This is a genomic window from Sphingopyxis jiangsuensis (assembly GCF_016734905.1).
Lineage (GTDB): Bacteria > Pseudomonadota > Alphaproteobacteria > Sphingomonadales > Sphingomonadaceae > Sphingopyxis > Sphingopyxis jiangsuensis.
This window is the reverse complement of the sequence record NZ_JAERPO010000002.1, coordinates 1,041,264-1,066,289: the sequence shown is the minus strand read 5'-3', so window position 1 is coordinate 1,066,289 and position 25,026 is coordinate 1,041,264. Positions and strand designations below refer to the sequence as shown.

General features: G+C 66.6%; 27 protein-coding genes. 20 read left to right on the top strand and 7 right to left on the bottom strand.

The window, feature by feature from the left end; all coding sequences use genetic code 11:
- Window position 1: 1 nt before the first annotated feature.
- The 16 genes from rpmC to JI743_RS11715 all read left to right on the top strand — a co-directional run bounded on the left by rpmC (window position 2) and on the right by JI743_RS11715 (window position 8,294).
- Window positions 2-205, top strand: coding sequence for a 50S ribosomal protein L29 (rpmC, locus tag JI743_RS11790; RefSeq protein ID WP_201928491.1), 204 nt, complete (start codon window positions 2-4; stop codon window positions 203-205).
- 10 nt (window positions 206-215) lie between these two features.
- Window positions 216-497: a 30S ribosomal protein S17 gene (rpsQ, locus tag JI743_RS11785; protein WP_201928490.1), complete on the top strand. Its 282-nt coding sequence runs from the start codon at window positions 216-218 to the stop codon at window positions 495-497.
- 58 nt (window positions 498-555) lie between these two features.
- On the top strand, window positions 556-924 hold the full coding sequence (rplN, locus tag JI743_RS11780; protein ID WP_201928489.1) for a 50S ribosomal protein L14: 369 nt from the start codon (window positions 556-558) through the stop codon (window positions 922-924).
- A gap of 2 nt (window positions 925-926) precedes the next feature.
- Window positions 927-1,247 carry a 50S ribosomal protein L24 gene (gene rplX, locus JI743_RS11775; protein ID WP_201928488.1) on the top strand — a complete coding sequence of 107 codons (321 nt, stop codon included), beginning with the start codon at window positions 927-929 and terminating at the stop codon, window positions 1,245-1,247.
- A complete protein-coding gene (rplE, locus tag JI743_RS11770) occupies window positions 1,240-1,818 on the top strand; it encodes a 50S ribosomal protein L5 (protein ID WP_201928487.1) in 579 nt (192 codons plus the stop codon). The genes rplX and rplE overlap by 8 nt, the downstream gene beginning before the upstream one ends.
- Before the next feature lie 53 nt (window positions 1,819-1,871).
- Window positions 1,872-2,177, top strand: coding sequence for a 30S ribosomal protein S14 (rpsN, locus tag JI743_RS11765; RefSeq protein WP_201928486.1), 306 nt, complete (start codon window positions 1,872-1,874; stop codon window positions 2,175-2,177).
- A gap of 12 nt (window positions 2,178-2,189) precedes the next feature.
- Window positions 2,190-2,594, top strand: coding sequence for a 30S ribosomal protein S8 (gene rpsH, locus JI743_RS11760; protein WP_201928485.1), 405 nt, complete (start codon window positions 2,190-2,192; stop codon window positions 2,592-2,594).
- Window positions 2,594-3,127, top strand: a complete 534-nt coding sequence (gene rplF, locus JI743_RS11755) for a 50S ribosomal protein L6 (RefSeq protein WP_201928484.1) — start codon at window positions 2,594-2,596, stop codon at window positions 3,125-3,127. Before rpsH ends, rplF begins: the two co-directional genes overlap by 1 nt.
- Before the next feature lie 3 nt (window positions 3,128-3,130).
- A complete protein-coding gene (gene rplR, locus JI743_RS11750; RefSeq protein ID WP_201928483.1) occupies window positions 3,131-3,484 on the top strand; it encodes a 50S ribosomal protein L18 in 354 nt (117 codons plus the stop codon).
- A 2-nt stretch (window positions 3,485-3,486) separates the two neighbouring features.
- On the top strand, window positions 3,487-4,212 hold the full coding sequence (rpsE, locus tag JI743_RS11745) for a 30S ribosomal protein S5 (RefSeq protein ID WP_227340097.1): 726 nt from the start codon (window positions 3,487-3,489) through the stop codon (window positions 4,210-4,212).
- Window positions 4,213-4,216: 4 nt separating this feature from the next.
- Complete coding sequence (gene rpmD, locus JI743_RS11740) at window positions 4,217-4,402, top strand: 50S ribosomal protein L30 (RefSeq protein WP_201928482.1); 186 nt, start codon at window positions 4,217-4,219, stop codon at window positions 4,400-4,402.
- Entirely contained in the window at window positions 4,403-4,609 is a 207-nt protein-coding gene (locus JI743_RS11735; RefSeq protein WP_037556386.1) for a DUF1737 domain-containing protein, read from the top strand.
- Window positions 4,610-4,660: 51 nt separating this feature from the next.
- Window positions 4,661-5,185, top strand: a complete 525-nt coding sequence (gene rplO, locus JI743_RS11730) for a 50S ribosomal protein L15 (protein WP_201928481.1) — start codon at window positions 4,661-4,663, stop codon at window positions 5,183-5,185.
- Between the two features lie 272 nt (window positions 5,186-5,457).
- On the top strand, window positions 5,458-6,831 hold the full coding sequence (secY, locus tag JI743_RS11725; RefSeq protein WP_201928480.1) for a preprotein translocase subunit SecY: 1,374 nt from the start codon (window positions 5,458-5,460) through the stop codon (window positions 6,829-6,831).
- A gap of 54 nt (window positions 6,832-6,885) precedes the next feature.
- Window positions 6,886-7,539, top strand: coding sequence for an adenylate kinase (locus JI743_RS11720; protein WP_201928756.1), 654 nt, complete (start codon window positions 6,886-6,888; stop codon window positions 7,537-7,539).
- A 56-nt stretch (window positions 7,540-7,595) separates the two neighbouring features.
- Complete coding sequence (locus JI743_RS11715) at window positions 7,596-8,294, top strand: SRPBCC family protein (protein ID WP_201928479.1); 699 nt, start codon at window positions 7,596-7,598, stop codon at window positions 8,292-8,294.
- A 24-nt stretch (window positions 8,295-8,318) separates the two neighbouring features.
- On the opposite strand, the gene JI743_RS11710 is transcribed toward JI743_RS11715, so the two are convergent.
- Window positions 8,319-8,846 (bottom strand): YceD family protein, encoded by a 528-nt coding sequence (locus JI743_RS11710; protein WP_201928478.1) that lies wholly within the window; start codon window positions 8,844-8,846, stop codon window positions 8,319-8,321.
- Window positions 8,843-9,364: a ubiquinol-cytochrome C chaperone family protein gene (locus tag JI743_RS11705; RefSeq protein ID WP_201928477.1), complete on the bottom strand. Its 522-nt coding sequence runs from the start codon at window positions 9,362-9,364 to the stop codon at window positions 8,843-8,845. Before JI743_RS11705 ends, JI743_RS11710 begins: the two co-directional genes overlap by 4 nt.
- Before the next feature lie 181 nt (window positions 9,365-9,545).
- On the opposite strand from JI743_RS11705, the gene JI743_RS11700 reads away from it, so the two are divergent.
- Window positions 9,546-10,028 carry an outer membrane protein assembly factor BamE gene (locus tag JI743_RS11700; RefSeq protein ID WP_201928476.1) on the top strand — a complete coding sequence of 161 codons (483 nt, stop codon included), beginning with the start codon at window positions 9,546-9,548 and terminating at the stop codon, window positions 10,026-10,028.
- A gap of 58 nt (window positions 10,029-10,086) precedes the next feature.
- Here the strand turns inward: JI743_RS11700 and JI743_RS11695 are convergent, their stop codons facing one another.
- Window positions 10,087-12,351 (bottom strand): NADP-dependent malic enzyme, encoded by a 2,265-nt coding sequence (locus JI743_RS11695; RefSeq protein WP_201928475.1) that lies wholly within the window; start codon window positions 12,349-12,351, stop codon window positions 10,087-10,089.
- A 363-nt stretch (window positions 12,352-12,714) separates the two neighbouring features.
- On the opposite strand from JI743_RS11695, the gene mutS reads away from it, so the two are divergent.
- The 3 genes from mutS to JI743_RS11680 all read left to right on the top strand — a co-directional run bounded on the left by mutS (window position 12,715) and on the right by JI743_RS11680 (window position 20,432).
- On the top strand, window positions 12,715-15,318 hold the full coding sequence (gene mutS / locus JI743_RS11690) for a DNA mismatch repair protein MutS (RefSeq protein ID WP_201928755.1): 2,604 nt from the start codon (window positions 12,715-12,717) through the stop codon (window positions 15,316-15,318).
- Entirely contained in the window at window positions 15,315-18,071 is a 2,757-nt protein-coding gene (locus JI743_RS11685) for a [protein-PII] uridylyltransferase (protein WP_201928474.1), read from the top strand. Before mutS ends, JI743_RS11685 begins: the two co-directional genes overlap by 4 nt.
- Before the next feature lie 105 nt (window positions 18,072-18,176).
- Window positions 18,177-20,432: a PAS domain S-box protein gene (locus tag JI743_RS11680; protein ID WP_201928473.1), complete on the top strand. Its 2,256-nt coding sequence runs from the start codon at window positions 18,177-18,179 to the stop codon at window positions 20,430-20,432.
- Between the two features lie 21 nt (window positions 20,433-20,453).
- On the opposite strand, the gene JI743_RS11675 is transcribed toward JI743_RS11680, so the two are convergent.
- From JI743_RS11675 to pheS, 4 genes are all read right to left on the bottom strand, one after another.
- Entirely contained in the window at window positions 20,454-21,008 is a 555-nt protein-coding gene (locus JI743_RS11675) for a manganese efflux pump MntP (protein ID WP_201928472.1), read from the bottom strand.
- Between the two features lie 119 nt (window positions 21,009-21,127).
- Complete coding sequence (locus JI743_RS15340) at window positions 21,128-21,439, bottom strand: DUF1272 domain-containing protein (protein WP_201928471.1); 312 nt, start codon at window positions 21,437-21,439, stop codon at window positions 21,128-21,130.
- A 104-nt stretch (window positions 21,440-21,543) separates the two neighbouring features.
- Entirely contained in the window at window positions 21,544-23,928 is a 2,385-nt protein-coding gene (gene pheT / locus JI743_RS11665; RefSeq protein ID WP_201928470.1) for a phenylalanine--tRNA ligase subunit beta, read from the bottom strand.
- A complete protein-coding gene (gene pheS, locus JI743_RS11660; protein WP_201928469.1) occupies window positions 23,925-25,022 on the bottom strand; it encodes a phenylalanine--tRNA ligase subunit alpha in 1,098 nt (365 codons plus the stop codon). Before pheS ends, pheT begins: the two co-directional genes overlap by 4 nt.
- Window positions 25,023-25,026: the final 4 nt, after the last annotated feature.

Sequence of the window (25,026 nt, the reverse complement as noted above, 5' to 3'; positions counted from 1 at the left end):
CATGGCCAAGACCGACGATGTGACCAAGAAGACCGACGACCAGCTGTCCGAATCGCTGGGCGAGCTGAAGCGCGAGGCGTTCAACCTGCGTTTCCAGGCCGCCACCGGCCAGCTCGAAAAGGCTTCGCGGGTCAAGGAAGTGCGCCGTTCGATCGCGCGCATCAAGACCGAACAGACCGCGCGCGTTCGCGCCGCGGCCAAGTAAGGAGACTGTCATGCCGAAGCGCATTCTGACCGGCACGGTGGTGTCCGACAAGGGCGACAAGACCGTCGTGGTGAAGGTGGAGCGGAAGGTGAAGCACCCGCTCTACGGGAAGATCATCCGGCGTTCGAAAAAGTATCACGCCCACGATGAGGACAACAGCGTCAAGGCTGGCGAAACCGTCCGCATCGAGGAAACGAAGCCGATTTCGAAGCTCAAGACGTGGAAGGTGCTCGACAAGGTCGACACTCACAGCAAGCCGGCAACGGCTGCCCCCGCCGCGGCCGAAGGCTAAGGATTTTCACGGAACCGCCGGGACGGCCCGGTAGGCCAAGGAAGAAGGAAATGCATCGATGATTCAGATGCAGTCACAATTGGAAGTCGCCGACAACAGCGGCGCGAAGCGCGTCCAGTGCATCAAGGTGCTGGGCGGGTCGAAGCGTCGCGTGGCCGGCGTCGGCGATGTCATCGTCGTGTCGATCAAGGAAGCGCAGCCGCGCGGCAAGGTGAAGAAGGGCGATGTCCATCGCGCCGTCATCGTCCGCACCGCGAAGGATGTGCGCCGCGCCGATGGCTCGGTCATTCGTTTCGACACCAACGCCGCCGTGCTCGTCAACAAGAATGAAGAGCCGATCGGCACGCGTATCTTCGGCCCCGTCGTCCGCGAACTGCGCGGCAAGGGCTATATGAAGATCATCAGCCTGGCGCCGGAGGTGCTCTGACCATGGGTATGGCCAAGATCAAGAAGGGCGACACGGTCGTCGTCCTGTCCGGCAAGGACAAGGGCAAGACCGGCGAAGTGACGCAGAGCCTGCCGAAGGACGGCAAGGTCGTCGTCGCGGGCGTCAACATCATCACGCGTCACAAGAAGCCGAGCCAGCAGGACCCGCAGGGCGGCCTCGAACGCAAGGAAGCGCCGCTGCACGCCAGCAAGGTCGCGATTGCCGATCCCAAGACCGGCAAACCGACGCGCGTCCGCTTTGAAACCAAGGACGGCAAGAAGGTCCGCGTGGCCGTGAAGTCCGGGGAGACTCTCAATGGCTGACAACTACACCCCGCGCATGCGCAAGCTCTATGACGACAAGATCGTCAAGGCGATGACCGAGAAATTCGGTTACAAGAATGCGATGGAAGTGCCGAAGATCGAAAAGATCGTGCTCAACATGGGCGTCGGCGAAGCCACGCAGGACAAGAAGAAGGTCGAAGCCGCGGCAGCCGAAATGGAGCTGATCGCCGGGCAGAAGCCCGTCGTGACCAAGGCCAAGAAGTCGATCGCCCAGTTCAAGCTGCGCGAAGGCATGCCGATCGGTTGCAAGGTCACCCTGCGCCGCGAACGCATGTACGAGTTCCTCGATCGTCTGATCACGATCGCGATGCCGCGCATCCGCGACTTTCGCGGCGTGTCGGCGAAGAGCTTCGACGGCCGTGGCAACTATGCCATGGGCCTCAAGGAACAGATCATCTTCCCCGAAATCAACTATGACCGCATCGATCAGGTGCGCGGCATGGACGTGATCGTGACCACCACCGCTCGCACGGACGATGAAGCCCGCGAACTGCTCAAGCTGTTCGGCTTCCCCTTCCCGATCGAAGCGCAGGAAAAGGAAGCCGCCTGAGCCCCGCGAGGGGACCAGGCCGGCTCTTTCAAGAAGGAAAGAGAACTTAAGTCATGGCGAAACTGAGTTCGATGAACAAGAATGAGCGTCGCAAGAAGCTGGTGAAGAAATATGCCGGCCGTTATGCGAAGCTGAAGGCGATTGCGGCGGACACGTCGCTCGACGATGGCGAGCGTCTGATCGCGCGCCTCAAGATGGCGGAAATCCCGCGCAACGGAAACCCGACCCGCATCCGCAACCGGTGCGAGCTCACGGGGCGTCCGCGCGCCTATTATCGCAAGTTCCGGCTTTGCCGCGTGCAGCTCCGCGATCTGGCCAACAAGGGCCTGATCCCCGGTGTTGTGAAGTCGAGCTGGTAAGGAAGACGCAAGATGGCAATGACCGATCCTCTGGGTGATATGCTCACCCGCATCCGCAACGGCCAGCAGGCGAAGAAGGACAGCGTCCTGACGCCGGCTTCGACGCTGCGCGTCCGCGTTCTCGATGTTCTCCAGCGCGAAGGCTATATCCGCGGCTACAGCGAAGAAGCGCTGGGCGTGCGGGGCCAGCACAAGGGCATCCGCATCGAGCTCAAATATTTCGAAGGCCAGCCGGCGATCCGCCACGTGGCCCGCGTCTCGAAGCCGGGTCGCCGCGTCTATTCGGGTTCGAAAGAGCTGCCGATCGTGCGCAACGGCCTGGGCATCACCATCGTGTCGACCCCGCGGGGCGTCCTCTCGGACGCCGAAGCCCGCGAGCATAATGTCGGCGGCGAAGTGCTGGCGGAGGTGTTCTGATGTCGCGCATTGGTAAAAAGGCAGTGGAGATCCCCAGCGGCGTCACCGCCGCGATCGACGGCGGCGAGCTGTCGGTCAAGGGTCCCAAGGGCACGCTCGCGATGCCGCTTTCCGACAACATCAAATATGAAGTCGGCGAAGGCAGCATCTCGGTCCAGCCCGCGAACGACACGCGCGAAGCACGCGCCTTCTGGGGCATGCAGCGCACGCTGGTGCAGAACCTCGTCACGGGCGTGACCGAGGGCTTCACCAAGACGCTCGAAATCTCGGGCGTCGGCTATCGTGCCAACTCGCAGGGCAAGACGCTCAAGCTGCAGCTCGGCTACAGCCACGATGTCGACTTTGCGGTACCCGAGGGTATCGAGATCAAGACGCCGGACAATACGACGATCGAGATCAGCGGCATCGACAAGCAGATGGTCGGCCAGGTCGCGGCGGAAATCCGCCGTTGGCGCAAGCCCGAACCCTATAAGGGCAAGGGCATCAAATATCGCGGCGAGTACATCTTCCGCAAAGAAGGCAAGAAGAAGTAAGCCATGGCACATCTTACCCCTTTCCAAAAACGCCGCCAGCGCGTCCGCACTGCGCTCCGTCAGCGCGCCGCCGGGCGTCCGCGCCTTTCGGTGCACCGTTCGGGCCGTCACATCTATGCGCAGCTCATCGATGACGCCGCTGGCCGCACGCTCGCTGCTGCCTCGACGCTCGACAAGGATGTCCGCGGCAAGGCCGGCGCGACGGCTGCTGCGGCTGCCGATGTCGGCAAGCGCCTCGCCGCTGCCGCCAAGAAGGCGGGCGTGACGCAGGTCGTGTTCGACCGTGGCGGCTTCCTGTTCCACGGGCGCATCAAGGCGCTGGCCGACGCGGCACGCGAAGGCGGATTGGAGTTTTAATGATGGCAGACGAAAACACCACGGGTCAGGGCAACCAGCCCGAGGCGATCCTGGCGCCCGAAACCACCAACGCCGAAGTCACGAACCAGGCCCCGCGCCGCGGTCGTGGTGGCGGTCGCGACGGTGGTCGCGGCGGACGTGACGGTGGCCGTGGCCGCCGCGACGATCGCCGTCCGCGCGACGACGATGGTGGCGAAGAGCTGATCGAAAAGCTCGTCCACATCAACCGCGTGTCGAAGACGGTGAAGGGTGGTAAGCGCTTCGGCTTCGCCGCGCTCGTCGTCGTCGGCGACGGCAAGGGCCGCGCCGGGTTCGGTCACGGCAAGGCGCGCGAAGTGCCCGAAGCCATTTCGAAGGCGACCGCCGCGGCAAAGAAGGCGATGATCCGCGTTCCGCTGCGCGATGGCCGCACGCTGCATCATGACGGCCGCGGCCATTTCGGCGCCGGCAATGTCACGCTGCGCTCGGCGCCCGCGGGGACCGGCATCATCGCCGGCGGCCCGATGCGCGCGGTGTTCGAATCGCTCGGCGTTGCCGATGTGGTGACCAAGTCGGTCGGCACCTCGAACCCCTATAACATGATCCGCGCAACCTTTGAGGCGCTCGGCGAACAGACGAGCCCCAAGTCGGTCGCGCAGCGTCGCGGCAAGAAGGTGTCGGACCTCATCAAGCGCGGCGGCTCGTCCGATCGCGCCGCCGAGGCCGAAGCCGCCGCGGTGACGGAGTAAGAACATGGCCGACAAGACAATCAAGATCCGCCAGATCGGTTCGCCGATCCGTCGTCCGAAGGAACAGCGCGCTATCCTGACCGGCCTCGGCCTGGGCAAGATGCACCGCGAGGTCGAGCTGGTCGACACGCCCGAAGTGCGCGGCATGATCCGCAAGCTTCCGCACATGGTGGAAGTCGTCGAGGGCTGAATGAAGCTCTATCGCCTGTTGACCGGTCCCGATGACAGCGCCTTTTGTGCGCGGGTCGAGGGGCTGCTCAACCGGGGATGGCAACTTCACGGAAGCCCGTCGATTACCAGCGTCGATGGCCGCGGCTATGTCGCCCAGGCCATCGTGATGGAAAAGGCCGGACCCTATCCCGGCTTTCAGCCATCGAGCGAAATCGAACCGGACTGATCCGCCGCGGCGGTCAGCCCATAGCGCGAACACAGCGAAAGCGAGTGCAACATGACTATCAAACTCAACGACCTTCGTGACAACAACGGTGCCCGCAAGGGCCGCATGCGCGTCGGGCGCGGGATCGGCTCGGGCAAGGGCAAGACCGGCGGTCGCGGCCAAAAGGGTCAGAAGAGCCGCAGCGGCGTTTCGATCAACGGCTTCGAGGGCGGCCAGATGCCGCTCCACATGCGTCTGCCGAAGCGCGGCTTCAACAACATCTTCGGCAAGGATTTCGCGATCGTGAACCTTGGCCAGGTGCAGAAGCTCGTCGACGCGAAAAAGCTCGACGCGAAGAAGCCCGTCGATCACGCGGCGCTCAAGGCCGCGGGCGTGGCGCGCGGCGGCAAGGACGGCGTCCGCCTCCTCGCCAAGGGCGAATTCACTGCCAAGCTGACCTTTGCGGTCGCCGGCGCGTCGAAGGGCGCGATCGAGGCGGTCGAAAAGGCCGGCGGCAAGGTCGAACTGCCCGAAGTCAAGGAAGCAGCGCCCGAGGGCAAGAAGGCCCAGCGCCGCGCCGACGCCAAGGCAAAATAATCAGGCGAAGGGGCGGCGCGCAATGCGTGTCGCCCCTTCGTCATTCGATTGACCCGCATTCCCGTTCGGGTCGATCGAAGGTTGATGCCCCTCGGGACAACCCAGGATTCAGGGGCATCGCGACGTCGCTCGATGCGAACGGACAATGACAGCGGTCCACGCCCTCGGCCCGCCGCGTAAAATAGGGCCTTTCCCCTTGCGCTTCGTTCCATGCGAACGCACATAGGCGCCGGGTCGCGGGGGGCGCGGTCCGCACTCGAGGAAAGAAGATCATGGCCTCTCGCGCCGACCAATTTGCTTCCAACCTGAATTTCTCGAAATTCGGCCAGGCGACCGAGCTCAAGAACCGCATCTGGTTCACCATCGGCGCGCTCATCGTTTTCCGCTTCCTGTCGTTCGTGCCGCTGCCGGGGGTCGACCCGGTCGCGCTGTCGCGCCTTTACGACCAGGCGGCGTCGGGCGGCGTCCTCGACATCTTCAACACCTTCTCGGGCGGCAGCCTCGAGCGCATGAGCATCATCGCGCTCGGCGTCATGCCCTATATTACGGCGTCGATCGTCGTCCAGCTCGCCTCGGCGCTGTCGCCGAGCCTCGCCGCGCTCAAGAAAGAGGGCGAGAGCGGGCGCAAGAAGCTCAACCAATATACGCGCTACGGCACCGTCGCGCTGACCGCGATCCAGGGCTATTTCGTCGCCGTCGGGCTCGAAACGCTCGGCGCGAGCCAGGGCATCGGCGCGGTCGTCGATCCGGGGATGATGTTCCGCATCGGCGCGGTCATCAGCATCGTCGGCGGCACGCTCTTCCTGATGTGGCTCGGCGAACAGATTACCAGCCGCGGCATCGGCAACGGCGTCTCGCTCATCATCATGGCGGGCATCCTCGCGCAGCTGCCGCGCAGCTTTGCGCAGATGTTCCAGCAGGTGCGCGAAGGATCGATGGGCGGCGGCACCGTGATCGCGGTGATCGCGGGCGGTATCGCCATCATCGCTTTCATCAGCTTCATGGAACGCTCGCAGCGCCGCGTCCTCGTCCAATATCCGAAGCGCGCGACACAGCGCGGCGGGATGCAGGCCGACCGCAGCCACCTGCCGCTCAAGGTCAACACCGCCGGCGTGATCCCGCCGATCTTCGCCTCGTCGCTGCTGCTGATGCCGCTGACCGTCACGCAGATGATGGGCAATAATGTCCAGGGCGACACCGCGACCGGCGACTTCCTGATCACGCTCAACCAGTATCTCGCGCACGGCCAGCCGCTCTATATGCTGCTCTATGCTGCGGGGATCATCTTCTTCTGCTTCTTCTACGTCGCCGTCGTCTTCAATCCCGAGGAAACCGCCGACAATCTGAAGCGCCAGAATGGCTTCATCCCCGGCATCCGTCCGGGCAAGAACACCGCCGCCTATCTCGATCATGTGCTGACGCGCATCACGGTGATCGGCGCGGCCTATCTGGCGCTCATCTGTCTCGTTCCCGAATATTTCATCGCGCAGTCGGGGCTGCCCTTCTATCTCGGCGGCACCAGCCTGCTCATCATCGTGAACGTGACGATCGACACGATCAGCCAGATCCAGAGCCACATGCTCGCGCACCAATATGGCGACCTGATCAAAAAGGCGAAATTGAAGGGCGGCGTTGCACGGCGCTGACCGCCTCGCTACGGCAAAGCGACCAGGACAAAGGCAACAGGGGCTCCGATGACGCTGAACATCATTTTGCTTGGACCGCCGGGGGCGGGCAAGGGGACACAGGCGTCGCGCCTCGAGGACGAGCATGGCATGGTCCAGCTGTCGACCGGCGACATGCTGCGCGCGGCGGTCAAGGCCGGCACCCCGATCGGCATGCAGGCGAAAGCCGTGATGGACGCAGGCGAGCTCGTCTCCGACGAGATCGTGTCGGGGCTGATCGGCGAACGGCTCGACGAACTCGGCGGCGAAACATCGGTCATCTTCGACGGCTATCCGCGTACCGCCGCCCAGGCCGAGGCGCTCGACGCGATCCTCGCCGAACGCGGCCGCAAGCTCGACCATGTGATCGAGCTGCTCGTCGACGAGGATGCCCTGGTCGACCGGATCACCGGACGCTTTTCCTGCGCCAACTGCGGCGAAGGCTATCACGACCGCTACAAGCTGCCCAAGGTCGCCGGCACGTGCGACGTCTGCGGCAATCAGGAATTCAAGCGCCGCCCCGACGATAATGAGGAAACGGTACGAACGCGCATGGCCGAATATCGCGCCAAGACCGCGCCGATCCTCCCGATCTACGAAGCGCGCGGCATCGTCGCGCGCGTCGACGGCATGGCGGCGATCGCGAGCGTCAACGACGCGATCGAAGCGATTTTCGCGCCCGCCGGATAGGCTGCTAGCCAGCCCCCCAGCGGCCCGTTATGGTCGGGCCATTGGGGGATTTGGCTATGCGCACTTACATCTGTCCGACAATTCTCGCCGCCACGGCGCTGCTCGCGGCGCCCGCGTCGGCAAAGGTCATCGACGAAAGCGAGGCGGGCTTCACCGTCGCGCATACGGCGCAGGTCGCCGCGACCCCCGCCGATGTGTGGAAAATGCTCCGCATGCCGCAAAAATGGTGGTCGAAAGAGCATAGCTGGACCGGCGACGCCGCCAACTTCTGGCTCGATTCGCAGGCCGGCGGCTGTTTCTGCGAGAAAATCCCCGGCAGCGGCGACGGCCTCGGCAGCGTCCAGCACGCGCGCATCATCCATGCGCGGCCGAACGAGCTGCTGCGCCTCTCGGGCGCGCTCGGTCCGCTGCAAAGCGAGGCGGTGACCGGCACGCTGACGATCCAGATCAAGGAAACCCCGACGGGCAGCGCGCTGCGCTTCGATTATGTCGTCGGCGGCTATATGCGCTTCAAGGTCGCGCAGATCGCGCCGGCGGTCGATACGGTGATTGGCGAACAGCTCGCGGGACTGGCCGCTGCGCTCGGCGGGGCGCTGCCCCCGACGCGCGCCGAAAAGGCGGCGGAAGAGGCCGGCGCGCCTGACGCCGAAACGCCGCCGGCCAAAGAGGAGGCCGCGGCGGAATCGGGCCTCGACGCCGCGGTCGCCGATCTGATCGAGCAAGACGCGAAGCCGAAGCCCGACGAGCGCCTCTAGGGTCCTGACCCTACGGTCCCGACCCTAGCCGTCCGCCTGGCCGCGCAGCTTGGCCAGCGCGGCGAACGGCCCCGCCTGTTCTTCGCTCAGCACGCCCTTTTCGGCGAGGATGCGGTCGGCGTCCGCATGCCGCGGAAAGGGGTCGAGCGCGAGCGACAGCGTCTGCACCGCCGCTTCGCCCAAATCGATGCGTTCGGCTTCGAGCGGGAGGATATCGCAGTCGTCGCTGCTGATCTCGACCTCGTCATCTTCGCCGGCCCCCGCCGCCACATCGCGCAAATAGCGCAGGTCAAAGGGCTCGCGGATCGTCGCGGGAAGGGGCAGGTCGGTCGCGGCGCAGCGTTGGACGAGTTTGGCAACGACCTCGCCGCGGGCGGCGATCCCGCCCGCCACCGCGCGCACCTCGGCCGACAGCGCGAAATGGCCAAGCTCGACGAGCCCCAGCCGCCGCGCGATGGCGGCGCGCGCGTCGGCGTCGGCCTCGATCGCGACGCTGCGCCCCGGCCCCGCCTCGGCGACGGTGACGATGTGCGAGAATTCGGTCGCGGTCATTCGGGGAGCCTGTCGGCGACGACCAGCGCCTCGACCGGCATCGCCTGCAACGCCGCCCGCAGCTTCGCGGTCGCGGCCATCACATGCGCCAGCGCTTCGGCGTCCGGCTCGACGCCGCGCCACAGGTTGCGCACCAGCGCGGCCTTGAGCGCGTCGGACCCGTCGGGCGCGCGGTAGGCGCCGAGCCGCCCGCCGAGCGCGCCGACCATCCGTCCGACCTGCTTGCCGACGACCATGTCACCAAAGCCGACCTGGCGCATCTGGCCGTCCATGTCGTTGACGAACAATTCGGTGAGCTCGACCCCGGCGAGCGCCTGGTCGGGGGCGTCGTCGATCCGGTGCAGCACCAGCGCGAGGATCAGGCTGATCATGTCGAAACGTCCGTCGAGCGTGTCGGGAACCCCGCCCTCGACGTACCAGTGCGGTGCGCGCGCCGCCGCGACGACGGCGTTCCACAACGGACGGCGCGCCTCGCGCGGGTCGGCGCGCGACCCGAAAATGCGTGAAATCGAAAACATGGCGCATCGCTTAGGCGCATTCGGCTCGCCCGAAAAGGGGCGTCGGTCAGCTTGGCGCAAGCTTTGCCGCGGCATAAGCCGCTTGTGCCCCTCGGCTGCTTGCGGTTAAGAGGCGCGAAACAGGCGTCGTCGCTTCACCGGCAACCGGTTGCGGAGTGCGCGGACGCAATGGAGATTTTTGATGCCCAAGATTGCCGCTTCGCTTTCCGGTCCGCGTGCGCGCCTGGTGTTGGCCGGGTTGATCGTGGCGATGACCGTCGGCGGCTGTTCGCAGGTGCGCGGACGGCAGGGCTATGTCGTGGACACGGTGCTCACCGACGCGATCACGCCCGGCGTCGACAATCGCGAATCGGTCGAACGCACGCTCGGCCGCCCGACCTTCGTCGGGCAGTTCAGCGACAATGAATATTTCTATCTTGCGCGCGAAACGCGCCAGCTCGCCTTTGCCAATCCGCGCCCCGTCGCGCAGATGGCGCTGCGCATCCGTTTCGACCCCGCGGGCAATGTCGTGGCGGTCGACCGCACCGGGCTCGATCAGGTGAGCAAGATCAGCCCCGAAGGCGACAAGACGCCGACGCTGGGCCGCGAGCGCAGCTTCTTCGAGGATATCTTCGGCAATATCGGCGCGGTGGGCGCGCCGGGCACGGGGGGACCGCCGCAATAAGCCGGTCCCGCTGCAAAGGATGATCGCGCGGCGGCGCCCGATGGGCGGCCGCCGCTTTTTATTGCGCGATCCCGCCCGCGGCGAGCACGGCGAGCGTGACGAGGTCCGACGCCGGCGACGCCATCGTCGCGACCTGCACCGGCTTTTCCATCCCGATCAGCATCGGCCCGATCACCGCGCCGCCGCCGAGTTCGCGGAGCAGCTTTGCCGACAGGTTCGCCGACTGCAGCCCCGGCATGACAAGGACATTCGCCGGGCCTGAAAGGCGGCAGAAGGGATAATTGGCCATCGCGCGCGGATTGAGCGCGACGTCGGGCGCCATTTCGCCCTCATATTCGAACGACGGCTGGCGCGCGTCGAGGATGCTCACCGCGTCGCGGATGTTGTCGAGCCACGATCCCGGCGGGTTGCCGAAGGTCGAATAGGAGAGAAAGGCGACGCGCGGTTCGTGCCCCATGCGCCGCGCGACCTGCGCGGTGCGCTCGGCGATGTCGGCGAGCATCTCGGACGAGGGGCGCTCGTTGACCGTCGTGTCGGCCATGAAGATCGTGTGATGCTGACCGACGAGCAGATGGATGCCGAACGGCGTCTTGCCCTCGGCATGGTCGATCACGCGCCGCACTTCGCGCATTGTCTGCGAATAGGGACGCGTCGTCCCGGTGATCATTGCATCGCCGAGGCCGAGCTTGAGCATCAGCGAGCCGAAGATGTTGCGGTCGCGGTTGACCATGCGCTCGCAGTCGCGGCGCAGATAGCCGCGGCGCTGGAGCCTTTTATACAGCAGGTCGACCATTTCGGGGACGTGCGGCGAGTTGACGCTGTTGTGGACCTCATAGCTGTCGGGGTCGGCCACCCCCATCGCGCGCAGCTTGTCGTGCAGGCCTTCGCGTCCGACGAGCACGGGGATGCCATAGCCGCCGTCGCGGAACTGGATCGCGGCGCGCAGCACCACCTCCTCTTCGCCTTCGGCAAAGACGACGCGCTTCGGATTGGCGCGCGCCGCTTCATAGGCGAGCGTGAGCACCGAGGTCGTCGGGTTGAGCCGCCCGCGCAGCTGCGTGCGATAGGCGTCGAGATCGTCGATCGGCGCCTGCGCGACGCCGCTCTCCATCGCCGCCTTCGCGACCGCCGCGGGGACGATTTCCATGAGGCGCGGGTCAAAGGGCGAGGGGATGATATATTCGGGGCCAAAGCTCGACGCGCGCCCGCCATAGGCCGCGGCAACCTCTTCGGGCACCTGCTGGCGCGCGAGGTCGGCGATCGCATAGGCGGCGGCGATCTTCATCTCCTCGTTGATCGCGGTCGCATGGACGTCGAGCGCGCCGCGGAAGATGAAGGGGAAGCACAGGACATTGTTGACCTGGTTCGGATAGTCCGACCGCCCCGTCGCGATGATCGCGTCGGGCCGCGCCGCGCGCGCATCGGGGGGCGAGATTTCGGGGTCGGGGTTCGCCATCGCAAAGATGATCGGCGCGGGCGCCATGTCCTTGACCATCTCGGGCTTGAGCGCGCCAGCGGCCGACAGGCCGAGGAAGACGTCGGCGCCCTTCAGCGCCGCGGTCAGGTCGCGCGCCTCGGTCGGCACCGCATGCGCCGACTTCCACTGGTCCATCCCCTCGGTGCGGCCCTGATAGATGGTGCCCTTGCGGTCGCACATGATGACATTTTCGTGCCGCACGCCCATCGCCTTGATCAGCGCGGTGCAGGCGATCGCCGCGGCGCCGGCGCCGTTGACGACGACCTTGACGGTGGCCAGGTCGCGCCCGGTCAGGTGGCACGCGTTGATCAGCCCCGCGGCGGTGATGATCGCGGTGCCATGCTGGTCGTCATGGAACACCGGGATGTTCATCTTTTCCTTGAGCGCGGCTTCGATGATGAAGCAGTTCGGCGCGGCAATATCTTCAAGGTTGATGCCGCCAAAGCTCGGCTCGAGCAGCTCGACCGCGTCGATGAACGCCTGCGGGTCTTCGGTCTTGACCTCGAGGTCGATCGAATCGACGTCGGCAAAGCGCTTGAACAGCACCGCCTTGCCTTCCATCACCGGCTTCGACGCGAGCGCGCCGAGGTTGCCGAGCCCGAGGATCGCGGTGCCGTTCGAAATGACGGCGACGAGGTTGCCCTTGGCGGTATATTGATAGGCGGCGGCGGGATCGTCGGCGATCGCCTTCACCGGCACCGCGACGCCGGGCGAATAGGCGAGGGAAAGGTCGCGCTGCGTCGCCATCGGCTTCGACGCGACGATCTCGATTTTCCCGGGGCGCCCATAGCTGTGATAGAGCAGCGCCTCGCGGTCGGAAAATTGCACCTTGTTGCCGCTATCCATTCGTCGTCCTCTCAATAAAGTCACAAGATGCGCGTCCGTCCTTTCCCCTAGCGCCGCCATGCGAAAATGTAACCGGCAATGTTGCGCGCTGGTCGAGGAGGGGGATTGGACGGCGAGGCGGCTTGCGGCCTAGGGTCCTGACCCTAAGGCCACCTTCCTTTCATCGGTCATCCCGGACTCGAGTCCGGGATGACGGAACAGGAAAGGTCCGCTCCCCGCTCCATACCGGCCATTCCGCCCGCATTTCCCCTCCGACCTTGCCATGCCGCGCCCAGTCACTAAGCAGGGCGCATGCCCGCCACCGCCCGCAAAGCCGCCGACAGCAACGCCGCCCCTGCCGCTCCCCCCGCCGCAGCGACGCCGATGATGGCGCAATATTGGGCGCTCAAGGCGCGCGCGGGCGATTGCCTGCTCTTTTATCGGATGGGCGATTTTTTCGAGCTGTTCTTCGACGATGCCAAGGCGGCCGCGGCGACGCTCGACATCGCGCTGACGTCGCGCGGCGAACATGACGGACAGCCGGTGCCGATGTGCGGCGTTCCCGTGCATTCGGCCGAATCCTATCTCGCGCGGCTGATCAAGGCGGGGCACCGCGTCGCGATTGCCGAACAGGTCGAAACCCCGGCAGAGGCGAAGGCGCGCGGCGGGTCGAAGGCGCTCGTCGCGCGCGACATCGTGCGCTTCGTCACCGCGGGCACGCTGACCGAAGAGGCGCTGCTCGAAGGGCGCAGCGCGAACCGCCTTGCCGCGATTGCCGCCGTCGGGAGCGAGGAGGAGGTGGCGATCGCCGCCGCCGATATTTCGACCGGGCGGTTCGAGGTTGTCGCGGTGGCGCGCGCGCAGGTCGACGCCGAACTCGCGCGCCTCGCGCCGTCCGAACTGTTGCTCAGCGAGGCGGCCGACGAAGCGCCCGCAGCGGGCGTGCGCCAGATCGTGCGCCGTCCGGCCGCCGATTTTTCGAGCGGCGCGGGGCAGAAACGGCTCGAAGCGCTGTTCGGCGTCCAGACGCTCGACGGGTTCGGCCAGTTCGGCCGCAGCGAACTCGCCGCGATGGGCGCGATCGCCGCCTATCTCGACCATGTCGGGACCGGCGGCGCGACCTTCCTCCAGCCGCCGCTGCGCGTCGCGGCGTCGGACCGGATGGCGATCGACGCGGCGACGCGCGAAAGCCTCGAAATCGTCCGCACGATGGCGGGAACGCGCGAGGGCAGCCTGCTCGGGACGATCGACCGCACCGTCACCGCGGCGGGCGCGCGGCTGCTCGCCGACGATCTCGCGAGCCCGCTCACCAACCGCGCGGCGATCCTCGACCGGCTCGACCTCGTCGACGCGCTCGCGCGCGATGCGCTGTGGCGCGGCGAGCTGCGCGCCGCGCTGCGCGCGCTTCCCGATGCCGGGCGCGCGCTCGGGCGGCTCGTCGCGGGACGCGGCGGCCCGCGCGATCTTGCGCAGCTGCGCGATGCGCTGGGCGGCGCGCGGCTGCTGCGCGAGCGGCTGGCGCAGCGCGCCGACCTGCCGCCGTTGCTCGCGCGGCTGCTGCCGGGGCTCGACGGCCATGGCGCGCTCGTCGACGAACTCGGCCGCGCGCTCGTTGAAACGCCGCCCGTCGATGCCGCGCAGGGCGGCTATATCGCCGAGGGCTATGACGCCGCGCTCGACGCGCTGCGCGAAACCGCGCGCGACGGGCGCAAGGCGATCGCCGCGCTCGAGGCGCAGTATCGCGAGCGCACGGGCATCGCCGCGCTCAAGATCCGCCACAATGGCGTGCTCGGCTATCATGTCGAGGTGCCCGCGAAGCACGCCGACGCGCTGATGGCGCCCGAATCGGGCTTCACCCATCGCCAGACGCTCGCGGGCGCGGTGCGCTTCAACTCGGCCGACCTGCACGAAGCCGCGAGCCGCGTGACGCAGGCGGGCGTCCACGCGCTCGCCGCCGAGGCCGCGCATCTCGAGGCGCTCACCGAAGCCGCCACCCGCCGCCGCGAAGCGATCGCCGCCAGCTGCGACGTGCTCGCGCGTATCGACGTCGCCGCGGCGCTCGCCGACCATGCGATGAGCCACAATTGGTGCCGCCCCGACCTCGCCGACGAGCCGTGCCTCGATGTGACCGGCGGGCGTCACCCGGTGGTCGAGGCGGCGTTGGCGAAGGCGGGCGAACGGTTCGTCCCCAACGATGTGTCGCTGTCGGAGGGCGACCGGCTGTGGCTCGTCACCGGGCCGAACATGGGCGGCAAATCGACCTTCCTGCGCCAGAATGCGCTGATCGTCCTGCTCGCGCAGGCGGGCGCCTTCGTGCCTGCGGCTTCGGCCAGGCTCGGACTCGTCGACCGGCTGTTCAGCCGCGTCGGCGCGAGCGACAATCTCGCGCGCGGGCGTTCGACCTTCATGGTCGAAATGGTCGAAACCGCGGCGATCCTCGCGCAGGCGACGCCGCAAAGCTTTGTCATCCTCGACGAGGTCGGGCGCGGCACCTCGACCTACGACGGGCTCGCGCTCGCCTGGTCGGTGGTCGAGGCGGTGCACGAGGTCAACCGCTGCCGCTGCCTCTTCGCGACCCATTATCACGAGCTGACGCGGCTCGCCGAGAGTCTCGGCGCGCTGTCGCTCCACCATGTCCGCGCGCGCGAGTGGAAGGGCGATCTCGTGCTGCTCCACGAACTTGCCGAGGGGCCGGCCGACCGCAGCTATGGCCTTGCCGTCGCGCGGCTTGCGGGGGTGCCCCCCACGGTGGTCAGGCGCGCCGAGACGGTGCTCGCCAAGCTCGAGGCGGGGCGCGAAAGGACCGGCGGGCTCGCCGCGGGACTCGACGATTTGCCGCTGTTCGCCGCGACGCTCGCCGAGGCGCCAGAGGCCGTGCGCGATGCGCTGCGCGACGCGCTCGCCGGAATCGACCCCGACGCGCTCGCGCCGCGCGAGGCATTGGAGGCGCTCTACCGGCTCAAGCAGATTGCGGCGGACGAGATATGAGCGACCTGTTCGACAAGCTGCCGCAGCGGCGCGCGATAATCGACCGGCGCAAGCTGGGCGAACAGCTCGCTGCGATTGCGGCCGAGACGAACGACACGGGCCAGCGCCGCCGCGCGATGGTCGCGCTGCTCAAGGAAGCGCTCGACGCCGGGCACAGCGAAATCGCGCATCGCCTGCTCGAGGCGCCGTCGCACGGGCGGCTGGCTGCGCAGGCCACGGCCTTCCTGATCGACCAGATCGTGCGCCTCAGCCATGATTTCACCGTCGACCATCTTTATCCCTCGGGCAACCGTTCGGCGGGCGAGCGGATCACGGTGATCGCGGTCGGCGGCTATGGCCGCGGCGAAATGGCGCCGCACAGCGACGTCGACATCGGCTTCCTCACGCCGTTCAAGCAGACGAGCTGGACCGAACAGGTGATCGAGGCGCAGCTTTATACGCTGTGGGACCTCGGGCTGAAGGTCGGCCATTCGTCGCGCTCGCTCGAGGAGATGATTCGCGCGGCGAAGGAGGATCTGACGGTCCGCACCGCACTGCTCGAAGGGCGTTTCGTCTGGGGCGACCGCGACCTTTACGATCAGGCTGCGGCGCGCTTCGATGCCGAGGTCGTCGCCGGCAATGCGCGCGCCTTCGTTGCCGACAAGCTCGCCGAGCGCGACGAGCGGCACAAGAAAATGGGCGATTCGCGCTATGTCGTCGAACCCAATGTGAAGGAAGGGAAGGGGGGGCTGCGCGACCTTCACACGCTCTTCTGGATCGGCAAGTTCATCCACCGCGTCCGCACCGTTCCCGAGCTTGTCGACGCGGGGCTGCTCACCGCGCGCGAGCTGCGCCAGTTCGCGCGCGCCGAAAATTTCCTGCTCGCGGTGCGCTGCCATCTCCACACCCTCGCCGGGCGCGCCGAGGACCGGCTGACCTTCGACTTCCAGCGCGAGATTGCCGCGCGGATGCAGTTTGCCGAGCGGCCGGGGAAAAGCGCGGTCGAGCGCTTCATGCAGCTCTATTTCCTCCACGCCAAAAGCGTCGGCGACCTGACGGGCACCTTTCTCGCGCACCTCGACGACCAGCTCGCGGCGCGCGGGCGGCGGTTCCTGCCGTCGATCCGCCGCCGCCCCGGCAAGCTCAACGGCTTCGTGCTCGACCGCGGGCGGCTCGCGCTCCCGTCCGACGATTTTTTCGAGGCCGACCCGGTGCGGCTGATCGAGATTTTCGCGCTCGCCGACAAATATGGGCTCGAAATCCACCCGCAGGCGATGCGCCAGGCGCGCCACGATGCAAAGCTCATCGAGACGCAGGGGGTGCGCCGCGACGCGCGCGCCAATGCGCTCTTCCTCGACGTGCTCACCAGCCCGCGCGACCCCGAAACGGTGCTGCGCTGGATGAACGAGGCGGGAATCTTCGGCCGCTTCGTGCCCGACTTCGGCCGCGTCGTCGCGCAGATGCAGTTCGACATGTATCATCATTATACGGTCGACGAACATACGATCCGCGCGATCGGCCTGCTCGCCGATATCGAGCAGAACCGGCTCAAGGGCGATCACCCGCTGTCGACCGCGATCATGCAGCAGATTCATTCGCGGCGCGTCATCTATATGGCGGTGCTGCTCCACGACATTGCGAAGGGGCGCGGCGGCGATCACAGCATCTTGGGGGCCGAGCTTGCGCTGCGCGTCTGCCCGCGCCTCGGACTGACCGCGGCCGAGACCGAGACGGTGTCGTGGCTCGTGCGCTACCACCTGCTGATGTCGGCGACCGCGTTCAAGCGCGACCTTGCCGATTTCAAGACGATCCTCGACTTCGCGCAGGTCGTGCAAAGCCCCGAGCGCCTCCGCCTGCTCCTCGTCCTCACCGTCGTCGACATCCGCGCGGTCGGGCCCGGCGTTTGGAACAGCTGGAAGCGCCAGCTGCTCACCGAGCTTTACGACGCCGCCGAAGAGGTGCTGCGCCTCGGCCACAAGCAGCGCGGGCGCGAGGCGCGCATCGCGAACAAGAAGGAGGATGCGCAGGCGCTGCTCGGCATGGGCGACAAGGATTTCGCGAAGCTCGCGAAACGCCTTCCCGAAAGCTATTGGATCGCCGAGCCGGTCGAGGTCATCGCCGCGAACCTCGTCCACATCCAGAAGGCGGGCAGCGCGCCGCTCCATATCGCGGCGGTGCCCGACGACGACCGCGGCGCGACGCTCGTGATGGTGCTCGCCGCCGACCATCCGGGGCTTTTCTATCGCATCGCGGGGGGCATCCATCTCGCCGGCGGCAACATCATCGATGCGCGCATCCACACGACGCGCGACGGGCTCGCGCTCGACAATTTCCTTGTCCAGGACCCGCTCGGCCGCCCCTTTGACGAGGCCGACCAGATCGCCCGGCTCACCCGCGCGATCGAGGATGCGCTCGCCAACCGCCAGAAACTGCTGCCGAAACTCGAAGCGCGCGCATTGCCCCGCGCCCGCGCCGAAGCCTTTCGCGTCGCGCCGAACGTGTTCGTCGACAACAAGGCGTCGAACCGGTTCACGGTGATCGAGGTCAACGCGCAGGACCGCCCCGCGCTGCTCAACCAGCTCGCGCATGCGCTCTTCCAGTCGAAGGTCACCGTCCACAGCGCGCATGTCGCGACCTATGGCGAGCGCGCGGTCGACACCTTCTATGTCACCGACCTGCTCGGCGGGAAAATCGACAGCGCGGCGCGCGTGAAGTCCCTGGAGAAGCGCCTGCTCGATGCCGCGGGGGCCGACGAAGAAGTCGAGGTGGCCTGAAACCTTTTCGTCCGCTCGTCGTTCCCTTTGTTTCCGCCCTTTGAAGGCGGGGAGGGCTCGTCGGACCGCACGGACTGACGCGCTGCGTTCGGGAGGGCGCGAACTATGGGGCAGATGTCGCTGACGCCGCAGGGCAAGGAATCGCACTTCGGGCTGGTGTACCAAATGCTCGCCGGCTGCTCCAAGGTCGTCGGCGAAGCCTTTTTCCCCATGATGGTCGAGGCGCTTGCCCATTCGCTGTCGGTTCGCTGGGTCTTTATGTGCGTCCTGACGCCGGGCGACCCCGACCGCGCCGCAACGCTTGCGGCGTGGGACAATGGGCCGATCGACAATTTCGAATATGATCTCCGGCATTCGCCGTGCGCCGATATTGTGACCCAGGGCGCCTGTTGCTTCCCGGACAATATCACCAGCCTGTTCCCCCGCGACGATCTGCTCAAGGAAATGGGGGCGACAAGTTATGTCGGCACCCCGCTTCGCTCGTCGTCGGGGCAGATTCTGGGGTTGCTGGCGGCGCTCGACGAAAAGCCGATCCTCCATGGCGATCGGGCTGCGGAGATATTGGAGCTTTTCTCGGGGCGCGCCGCCGCCGAGCTGGAGCGGCTGATGACGTCATCGATCAACGAACGATTGGGGCGGATCGTTGAAGATTCGGTCAGCGAAGTTTTTATTTTCAATGGCGATACCTGTCGCTTCGAACTGGTCAACCGCGGCGCGCGCGAAAATCTCGGCTATTCGATGGACGAGCTGCGATTGCTGACGCCATGGGATATCAAGCCCGATTTCACCCGCGACGAATTCCTGGCTTTCGTTGCCCCCCTGCGCCGGGGAGAGGTGCCGAACCTGCTGTTCGAGACCGCCCATCGTCGCAAGGACGGGTCGCTCTATGACGTGGCCGTGCAGCTCCAATATTTTGCCGGCGTCGAAAATCTCTTCTACGCATCGATCACCGACATCACCGACCGGCGTCGCGCCGAACAGGCGCGCGCGCATCTTGCGGCCATCGTCGCGTCGTCGAACGAAGCCATTATTTCGACCGCGCTGGACGGCACCGTGCGCAGCTGGAACAAGGGCGCCGAAAAAATCTACGGCTATGCCGCCGACGAAATGATGGGTCGCTCGGTGACATGCCTGATCCCGGCCGACCGGAAAGACGAAGAGGACAGGATTCTTGCCCGCATCAGCAAGGGTGAGATGGTCAGCAATTACGAAACGGTTCGCGTCTGCCGGGACGGACGGCACGTCGACGTTTCCGTCAATGTGTCCCCCATATACAACACGTCGGGCGAAATTGTCGGCGCATCGAAAATAGCGCACGACGTTGGCGAGCGGAAACGCGCCGAAGCGCGCGAGCGCCTGTTGATGGGCGAGGTCAATCATCGCGCCAAGAATATGCTGGCGCTCGTTCAGGTCATTGCACGGCAGACCGTCGCGAGCGATCCGACGACATTCCTGGAGCGGTTTGACGAGCGTATCCAGGCGCTGGCGGCCAGTCACGACGTGTTGTTGCAGAGCGGGTGGCAGGATGTTCCGATTCACGAACTGGTCCGGTCGCAGCTCGCATATTTCGGCGCGGATTTCGGCCAGCGCATTCGCCTTTCGGGTCCGGATCTGCGCCTTCGCGCGGCTGCGGCGCAGGCATTCGGAATGGCGCTTCACGAACTGGCGACCAATGCGGCGAAATATGGCGCGCTGTCGAACGACGATGGGGCCGTCGACATCAGCTGGCAGATCGTCGGCGACGATACCGCGGACCCTGTTTTCGAACTGGCGTGGACCGAATGCGGCGGCCCGCCGGTCGCCGCGCCCGACCGACGGGGTTTTGGATCGACGGTGATCGAGCGGATCCTGAAACTCAGTATCGACGGTGAAGTCGACCTCGACTACGCGCCGACCGGCCTCGTGTGCCGTGCACGATGTCCCGCGCGCAAAGTGCTCGAAAAGCATGAATCGGGCACCGGTCTCCAGAAGGGGAAAGCGGCGAATGACGCGGCGCCGGGCCTGCGCGGACGACGCGTTCTTGTCGTCGAAGACGAGGTGCTTATCGCTGTCGAGGTCGCCGAATTTCTGAAGGATGCGGGGTTCGAGATTTTGGGTCCGGTCGGTTCGGTCAAGCAGGCCATCGAACTGCTCGACACCGAGGCCTGCGATGTCGGTGTGCTCGATATCAATCTGGGCGGAGAGACGTCGGAACCGATTGCCGAATGGCTCGGGCGCAACGGGACCCCGTTTCTGACGCTATCGAGTTACGGGGTGAACGATCGCTCGCCGGTATTTGCCAATTCGCCGCATCTCGACAAGCCGTTGCGACCGGCAATGCTGGTGAAGGAACTCGAAGCGATGCTCGCCCCTGCGGAGTGACGGGGCAGCCGGACCTTCCCGCTATCGTGCCAGATGCTCGATCAGAATCTTTGTGCCCAGCCCGATCAGAATGACGCCCCCCGCCAGCTCGGCCCATTTCCCCAGCCGTTCCGATGCCCGCATGCCGCCGACATAGGCAAAGGCACAGAGCAGCGCGGTTACGCCGCCGATCATCAGGCACGACAGCGCAACCGGCGCATCGAGCAGGGGCAGCGCGATGCCGGCGGCCGCCGCATCGATGCTTGTCGCCACGGCCGCGATAGCGAGGCCCGCATAATGCGACCGCGCCTTCGATCCGGCGGCATCGTCGTGCGCCCCCAGGGCCTCATGGATCATCCGCCCGCCGAGGAGGGCGAGCAGCAAAAAGGCAACCCAATGGCCGATTGCGGCGATCTGGTCGGCAAAGGCGGTGCCGAGCGCCCATCCGGCGAGCGGCATGACACCCTGCGCGATGCCAAAGAAAAGGCCGACCTCGATCGCGCGCCACGGGCGATGCTCGCCGACCGAGCCGCGCACCAGCGCGACCGCGACCGCGTCCATCGCGAGCCCGACGGCGAGGATCAGGATCTCGGTCAAGGTCGGATTGTCGGCCTAGCCGCGCAGCACGGCGCCGACCTTGCCAGCCGCGCCGACGACCTTGTCGGCAATCGCCGCCTTGTCGGCGCCGCGCACCGCGCGCATCAGGTCGGCGGCGCTCATCGCTGCTCGGGCGGAATGTCGCGCAAGCGGAGCGAATGCGCCCGTATATTCTCGGCGTCATAACTCACCTTGCGACGCTGCGTCGACGGAGGCTGGTGGACGCGCGACACGCCGGGGCGCCATTCGTTCGCGGGGCGAATCGGCCGCGGCACGAATCCGCCCCCGCAATTCGGGCAGACATTGAGCAAGATATTATCGACGCAATCGGCGCAGAATGTGCACTCATAGGTGCAAATACGCGCGTCCAAAGCATCGATCGGCAAGTCGCGATCACAAAACTCGCAATTCGGGCGAAGCTCGAGCGCCATTTTTCCTCCCTGACAAAGCGCATTCGGGAAACCTCGCGTTGCCTGTCACGCCGCCTTTGTCCAGTCGCCTTCGACAAACAACGGGGCTTCCAGCGGCCCTGACCCTAACCGCGCAAAATCGCCCCAACCTTTGCCGCCCCCGCGACGACCTTGTCGGCAATCGCCTTCAGCTCGGCGTCGGTAAAGCTCTTGTCCAGCGGTTGCAGTTCGACCTCGACCGCCAGGCTCACCTGCCCCTCGGGCACGCCCTGTCCGGCGAAGCGATCGAACAGCCGCGCGTCGGTGATTGCCGCCTTGTCGGCGCCGCGCACCGCGCGCACCAGGTCGGCGGCGCTCAGCGTCGCGGGCGCAAGGAAGGCGAAGTCGCGGCGCACCGATTGCAGCGCGGGCGGGGTAAAGGCCGCGCGCGCGGGGCCGCTCGCGCGCTTCGCCGGGATCGCATCGAGGAAGATCTGCAGCGCGATCACCGGCCCGTCGACGTCGAAATGGCGCGTCAGCGCGGGGTGGAGCGCGCCGAACTCGGCGAGCACCGCCTTGGGGCCGAGGCGCAGCGTCGCCGACTGGCCGGGGTGCCAGATGCCCGCTTCGGCGACGGCCTCCATCACCTGCAATCGGTCGGCGGGCGCGCCCGCCGCGTCGAGCAATGCGAGCGCCGCGGCCTTGGCGTCGAAGGCGTCGAAGGGCGCCGCCTTGCCCGCCTGCCATCCGCGTGCGCGCTTGTCGCCCGCCATCAGCAGCGCGAGCGTCGGATGCTCGGCATCGGCCAGATAGCGCCGCCCGATTTCGAACAGGCGGATGCTCTCCGCGCCGCGATTCTGGTTGCGCGCCGCCGCCGACAACAGTCCGGGCAGCAGCGAGGGGCGCATGACCTTCAGCTCTTCGCTGATCGGGTTGGCAAGGCTCCACGCGCCGCCGCCGAAGGGCGCGGCTTCGCGTTCGGACACGAAGCTCCACGTCACCGCCTCGTGAAAGCCCGCCGCCGCCGCGGCGCGGCGCAGGCGGCGTTCGAGCAGCTGGTCGGGGGTCGCGGTCGGCTTTGCGACGCCCTCGTCGCGCGGGAGTGCGACCGATTCGACCGCGTCGAAGCCGGTGATGCGCGTGACCTCTTCGACGATGTCGGGCGCACCGTCGACGTCGCGGCGCCAGCTCGGCACCGCAATCTTCCAAGGGTTCCCTTCGGTGACGCCGAAGCCGAGCGCCTCGAGAATCGCCTTCTGCCGTTCGGGATCTATCGCGATACCGCCGAGCGTCGCCGACAGCGCGGGGTCATAGGCGACCGTCTTGGCTTCGACCGGCGGCGCGCCGGAGCGGGTCATCGCCGACGGCGTGCCGCCGCAGATGTCGAGGACATATTGGGTGACGATCGCGGTGCCGTCGTCGAGGAAGGCGGGATCGACGCCGCGCTCGAAGCGCGTCCGCGCGTCGCTCGTCAGGCCGAGCGCCTGCCCCGTCAGCGCGATGCGCTCGGGAGTGAAATAGGCGATTTCAACAAGGACGTCGGTCGTGTCCTCGCTGCACCCCGAATGTTCGCCGCCCATGATTCCGGCGATGTCGTGGACCTCGCGCTCGTCGGCGATCACCGTCATCGTATCGGTCAGCGCATATTGCTTGCCGTTGAGCGCCGTGGCGGTCTCGCCGTCGCGCGCGCGGCGCGCGACGAGCGCGCCGTGAAGCTTGGCACGGTCATAGATGTGGCTCGGGCGGCCGAGGTCGAACATCACATAATTGCTGATGTCGACGAGCGCCGAGATCGACCGCTGGCCGATCGCTTCGAGGCGGCGGCGCATCCATTCGGGCGTCGCGACCTTGTTGTCGACGCCCGCGATGGTCCGGCCATAGAAGGCCGGGCAGGCATCGGGCTCATCGGTACCGAATTCGGTCGCCGGGGCGCCCTGGCCCTCGATCACCGGAACGGTCAGCGGCTTCAGCGTGCCGAGCCCTGCGGCGGCCAGGTCGCGCGCGATGCCGCGCACGCCCATGCAATCCTGCCGGTTCGGGGTGATCGCTATGTCGATCACCGGGTCGTTGGCCTGCTGATAGTCGGCGAAGGGCGTGCCCACCGGCGCATCCTCGGGCAGCTCGATGATCCCGTCATGGTCGTCGCCGAGTTCGAGTTCGCGCGACGAGCACATCATGCCGTTCGATTCGACGCCGCGCACCGCCGCGACCTTCAGCTCCATGCCGTTCGCGGGCACCACCGCGCCGGGCAGCCCGAGCACGCCGACAAGGCCCGCGCGCGCGTTGGGCGCGCCGCACACGACGGTCAGCGGCACGCCGTCGCCGCTGTCGACGGTGAGCAGTTGCAGCTTGTCGGCCTGCGGATGCCTTTCGGCGGTCAGCACCTTGGCGACGCGAAAACCGGCGAGCTTTTCGGCCGGATTCTCGACGCCTTCGACCTCATGGCCGATGCGGTTGAGCGTGGCGACGACGTCCGCGACGGTGAAATCGCCGTCCAGATGGTCGCGAAGCCAGTCGAGGGTGATCTTCATGCCGAAATCCCCCCGCTCAGCGTCGGGACATTCAGCGCGCCGAACCCGTAATGCGCCAGCCAGCGCAGGTCGCCGTCGAAGAAGGCGCGCAGATCGTCCATCCCATATTTCAGCATCGCGAGCCGGTCGACCCCCACCCCGAAGGCAAAGCCCTGCCATTCGTCGGGGTCGAGTCCGCAATTGGCGATCACGCGGCGATTGACCATCCCGCTGCCGAGCAATTCCATCCACGCATGGCCCTCGTCGTCGCCGTTGCCGCCGACGATGCGGCGGCCCTTTTCCTGGGCGTAGCCGACATCGACCTCGGCCGAGGGTTCGGTGAAGGGGAAATAGCTCGGGCGCAGCCGCAGCACGATGTCGTCGGTCTCGAAATAGGCCTTGAGGAAGGTCTCGAGCGTGTATTTGAGGTGGCCCATGTGGATGCCGCGGTCGATGACGAGACCTTCGACCTGGTGAAACATCGGCGTATGCGTCGCGTCGCTATCGCTGCGATAGACGCGCCCCGGCGCTATGATCCTGATCGGAGGCGCTTTTTCCATCATCGTCCGGATCTGCACCGGCGACGTATGCGTCCGCAGCAACATCCGCTGCGCGGCACCTTCGCCAACTTCCGGAAAATAAAAAGTATCATGCATCGCCCGCGCCGGATGCGTCTCGGGAATGTTGAGCGCGGTGAAATTATGCCAGTCGTCCTCGATCTCCGGCCCTGTTGCGACCGCAAACCCCATGTCGGCAAAGATTTCGGCAAGCTCGTCCATCACCTGGCTTACCGGATGGACACTCCCCTTCGGTGCCGCGTCGGCGGGCAGCGTCATGTCGAGCGTTTCGCCCGCCAGCTTGGCGTCGAGCGCCGCGCTTTCGAGCGCTGCCTTGCGCGCGGCGATCGCGGCGGTGACCTCCTCGCGAAGCCCGTGGATCAGCGGCCCCTGCGCCTGGCGTTCGTCGGGGGTCATGCCGCCGAGCGATTTGAGGAGCGCGGTCACGCTGCCCGCCTTGCCGAGTGCCGCGACGCGCAGCGCCTCGATCGCCTCGAGATTTTCCGCCGCCGCAATCTCTTCCACCAGCCCGGCCTGCATCGCCGCGATATCGCTCATCGTC

What these genes read in the sequence shown, in the direction of transcription:
- rpmC (WP_201928491.1), top strand. Translation starts at nt 2, where the DNA reads ATGGCCAAGACCGACGATGTGACCAAGAAGACCGACGACCAGCTGTCC.
- JI743_RS11715 (WP_201928479.1), top strand. Translation starts at nt 7,596, where the DNA reads ATGCGCACTTACATCTGTCCGACAATTCTCGCCGCCACGGCGCTGCTC.
- mutS (WP_201928755.1), top strand. Translation starts at nt 12,715, where the DNA reads ATGATGGCGCAATATTGGGCGCTCAAGGCGCGCGCGGGCGATTGCCTG.
- pheS (WP_201928469.1), bottom strand. Translation starts at nt 25,022, where the DNA reads ATGAGCGATATCGCGGCGATGCAGGCCGGGCTGGTGGAAGAGATTGCG.
- JI743_RS11710 (WP_201928478.1), bottom strand. Translation starts at nt 8,846, where the DNA reads ATGACCGCGACCGAATTCTCGCACATCGTCACCGTCGCCGAGGCGGGG.
- rpsH (WP_201928485.1), top strand. Translation starts at nt 2,190, where the DNA reads ATGGCAATGACCGATCCTCTGGGTGATATGCTCACCCGCATCCGCAAC.
- pheT (WP_201928470.1), bottom strand. Translation starts at nt 23,928, where the DNA reads ATGAAGATCACCCTCGACTGGCTTCGCGACCATCTGGACGGCGATTTC.
- JI743_RS11680 (WP_201928473.1), top strand. Translation starts at nt 18,177, where the DNA reads ATGGGGCAGATGTCGCTGACGCCGCAGGGCAAGGAATCGCACTTCGGG.
- rplR (WP_201928483.1), top strand. Translation starts at nt 3,131, where the DNA reads ATGGCACATCTTACCCCTTTCCAAAAACGCCGCCAGCGCGTCCGCACT.
- JI743_RS11705 (WP_201928477.1), bottom strand. Translation starts at nt 9,364, where the DNA reads ATGTTTTCGATTTCACGCATTTTCGGGTCGCGCGCCGACCCGCGCGAG.
- JI743_RS15340 (WP_201928471.1), bottom strand. Translation starts at nt 21,439, where the DNA reads ATGGCGCTCGAGCTTCGCCCGAATTGCGAGTTTTGTGATCGCGACTTG.
- JI743_RS11700 (WP_201928476.1), top strand. Translation starts at nt 9,546, where the DNA reads ATGCCCAAGATTGCCGCTTCGCTTTCCGGTCCGCGTGCGCGCCTGGTG.
- rpsQ (WP_201928490.1), top strand. Translation starts at nt 216, where the DNA reads ATGCCGAAGCGCATTCTGACCGGCACGGTGGTGTCCGACAAGGGCGAC.
- rpmD (WP_201928482.1), top strand. Translation starts at nt 4,217, where the DNA reads ATGGCCGACAAGACAATCAAGATCCGCCAGATCGGTTCGCCGATCCGT.
- JI743_RS11695 (WP_201928475.1), bottom strand. Translation starts at nt 12,351, where the DNA reads ATGGATAGCGGCAACAAGGTGCAATTTTCCGACCGCGAGGCGCTGCTC.
- rpsN (WP_201928486.1), top strand. Translation starts at nt 1,872, where the DNA reads ATGGCGAAACTGAGTTCGATGAACAAGAATGAGCGTCGCAAGAAGCTG.
- rplE (WP_201928487.1), top strand. Translation starts at nt 1,240, where the DNA reads ATGGCTGACAACTACACCCCGCGCATGCGCAAGCTCTATGACGACAAG.
- secY (WP_201928480.1), top strand. Translation starts at nt 5,458, where the DNA reads ATGGCCTCTCGCGCCGACCAATTTGCTTCCAACCTGAATTTCTCGAAA.
- rplF (WP_201928484.1), top strand. Translation starts at nt 2,594, where the DNA reads ATGTCGCGCATTGGTAAAAAGGCAGTGGAGATCCCCAGCGGCGTCACC.
- rplX (WP_201928488.1), top strand. Translation starts at nt 927, where the DNA reads ATGGGTATGGCCAAGATCAAGAAGGGCGACACGGTCGTCGTCCTGTCC.
- JI743_RS11685 (WP_201928474.1), top strand. Translation starts at nt 15,315, where the DNA reads ATGAGCGACCTGTTCGACAAGCTGCCGCAGCGGCGCGCGATAATCGAC.
- rpsE (WP_227340097.1), top strand. Translation starts at nt 3,487, where the DNA reads ATGGCAGACGAAAACACCACGGGTCAGGGCAACCAGCCCGAGGCGATC.
- rplO (WP_201928481.1), top strand. Translation starts at nt 4,661, where the DNA reads ATGACTATCAAACTCAACGACCTTCGTGACAACAACGGTGCCCGCAAG.
- rplN (WP_201928489.1), top strand. Translation starts at nt 556, where the DNA reads ATGATTCAGATGCAGTCACAATTGGAAGTCGCCGACAACAGCGGCGCG.
- JI743_RS11735 (WP_037556386.1), top strand. Translation starts at nt 4,403, where the DNA reads ATGAAGCTCTATCGCCTGTTGACCGGTCCCGATGACAGCGCCTTTTGT.